Raw genomic sequence first — 2,040 nt, 5'->3', positions numbered from 1 at the left:
ACCGTGACGGTCACGCGGGCCGCGCGGGGCGCGTGGCGGGCGTCCGTCGGGTCGGACGCCCCGGTTCCGGCCGCCTACTTGACCACGGTGAGCGGAAGCAGCTTGCGCCCGGTCGGGCCGATTTGGATGGAGGTGTCCATCTGTGGGCACACCCCGCAGTCGAAGCAGGGGGACCAGCGGCAGTCCTCGACCTCGGTCTCGTCGAGGGCGTCCTGCCAGTCCTCCCACAGCCAGTCCTTGTCCAGACCGGAGTCGAGGTGGTCCCAGGGCAGGACCTCCTCGTAGCCGCGCTCGCGGGTGGTGTACCAGTCCACGTCCACGCCCTGCGGGGGCAGGGTCGCCCCGGCGCACTTCATCCACAGGTCGTAGGAGAAGTACTCGCGCCAGCCGTCGAAGCGGCCGCCGGCCTCCCAGACGGCGCGGATGACGGCGCCGACCCGACGGTCGCCGCGGGAGAGCAGGCCCTCGACGATGCCGGGCTTGCCGTCGTGGTAGCGGAAGCCGATGGAGCGGCCGTACTTCTTGTCGCCGCGGATGCGCTCGCGCAGCTTCTCCAGGCGGGCGTCGGTCTCCTCGGCGGAGAGCTGTGGGGCCCACTGGAAGGGGGTGTGCGGCTTGGGGACGAAGCCGCCGATGGAGACGGTGCAGCGGATGTCGTTGGAGCCGGAGACCTCGCGGCCCTTGGCGATCACCCGGGTCGCCATGTCGGCGATCTGGAGCACGTCCTCGTCGGTCTCGGTGGGCAGCCCGCACATGAAGTAGAGCTTGACCTGCCGCCATCCGTTGCCGTACGCGGTGGCGACGGTGCGGATCAGATCCTCCTCCGAGACCATCTTGTTGATGACCTTGCGGATGCGCTCCGAGCCGCCCTCGGGGGCGAAGGTCAGGCCGGACCGGCGACCGTTGCGGGTCAGCTCGTCGGCCAGGTCGATGTTGAAGGCGTCGACCCGGGTGGAGGGCAGCGAGAGACCGATCTTCTCGTCCTCGTAGCGGTCGGCGAGGCCCTTGGCCACGTCGGCGATCTCGCTGTGGTCGGCGGAGGAGAGCGAGAGCAGGCCGACCTCCTCGAAGCCGGTGTTGCGCAGGCCCTTGTCGACCATGTCGCCGATGCCGGTGATGGAGCGCTCACGGACCGGTCGGGTGATCATCCCGGCCTGGCAGAAGCGGCAGCCGCGGGTGCAGCCGCGGAAGATCTCCACCGACATCCGTTCGTGGACGGTTTCGGCGAGCGGGACCAGTGGCTGCTTGGGATAGGGCCACTCGTCGAGGTCCATGACGGTGTGCTTGGAGACCCGCCAGGGCACGCCCGGACGGTTGGGCACCACCCGGGAGATGCGGCCGTCGGCGAGGTACTCCACGTCGTGGAAGCGCGGCACGTAGACCCCGCCGGTGCGCGCGAGGCGGAACAGCAGTTCCTCCCGGCCGCCGGGGCGCCCCTCCTCTTTCCACGCCCGGACGATGTCGGTCATCTCCAACACGATCTGCTCGCCGTCGCCGAGGACCGCGCAGTCGATGAAGTCGGCGATCGGCTCGGGGTTGAAGGCGGCGTGGCCGCCGGCGACCACCACGGGGTGGTCCTGCGTGCGGTCCACCGCGTCCAGCGGGATGCCGGCCAGGTCCAGGGCGGTGAGCAGGTTGGTGTAGCCCAGCTCGGTGGAGAAGGAGACGCCGAACAGGTCGAAGGCGGACACCGGGCGGTGCGCGTCCACGGTGAACTGCGGGAGGTCGTGCTCCCGCATGAGCTTCTCCAGGTCGGGCCAGACGCTGTAGGTGCGCTCGGCCAGGACGCCCTCGCGCTCGTTGAGGATCTCGTAGAGGATCATGACGCCCTGGTTGGGCAGACCGACCTCGTAGGCGTCCGGGTACATGAGGGCCCAGCGGACGTCGCAGGAGTCCCAGTCCTTGACGGTGGAGTTCAGCTCGCCGCCGACGTACTGGATCGGCTTCTGGACGTGCGGGAGGAGGGCCTCCAGGCGCGGGAAGACCGACTCGACTGGCATGGGGGACACTTTCGGGACGGGATCGGGGGGCGGCACGGGG

General features: G+C 70.0%; 1 protein-coding gene. It reads right to left on the bottom strand.

Annotation, left to right across the window (positions count from 1 at the left end; translation table 11 throughout):
* Nucleotides 1–74: 74 nt before the first annotated feature.
* Nucleotides 75–2,000: a TIGR03960 family B12-binding radical SAM protein gene (locus tag FNQ90_RS20995; RefSeq protein WP_182607786.1), complete on the bottom strand. Its 1,926-nt coding sequence runs from the start codon at nucleotides 1,998–2,000 to the stop codon at nucleotides 75–77.
* Nucleotides 2,001–2,040 lie beyond the last annotated feature (40 nt).

The sequence above is a fragment of the Streptomyces alkaliphilus genome, from assembly GCF_014141535.1.
GTDB classification, from domain to species: domain Bacteria; phylum Actinomycetota; class Actinomycetes; order Streptomycetales; family Streptomycetaceae; genus Streptomyces; species Streptomyces alkaliphilus.
The sequence above is the reverse complement of the archived record's forward strand: the minus strand, read 5'-3'. Positions and strand labels throughout refer to the sequence as shown.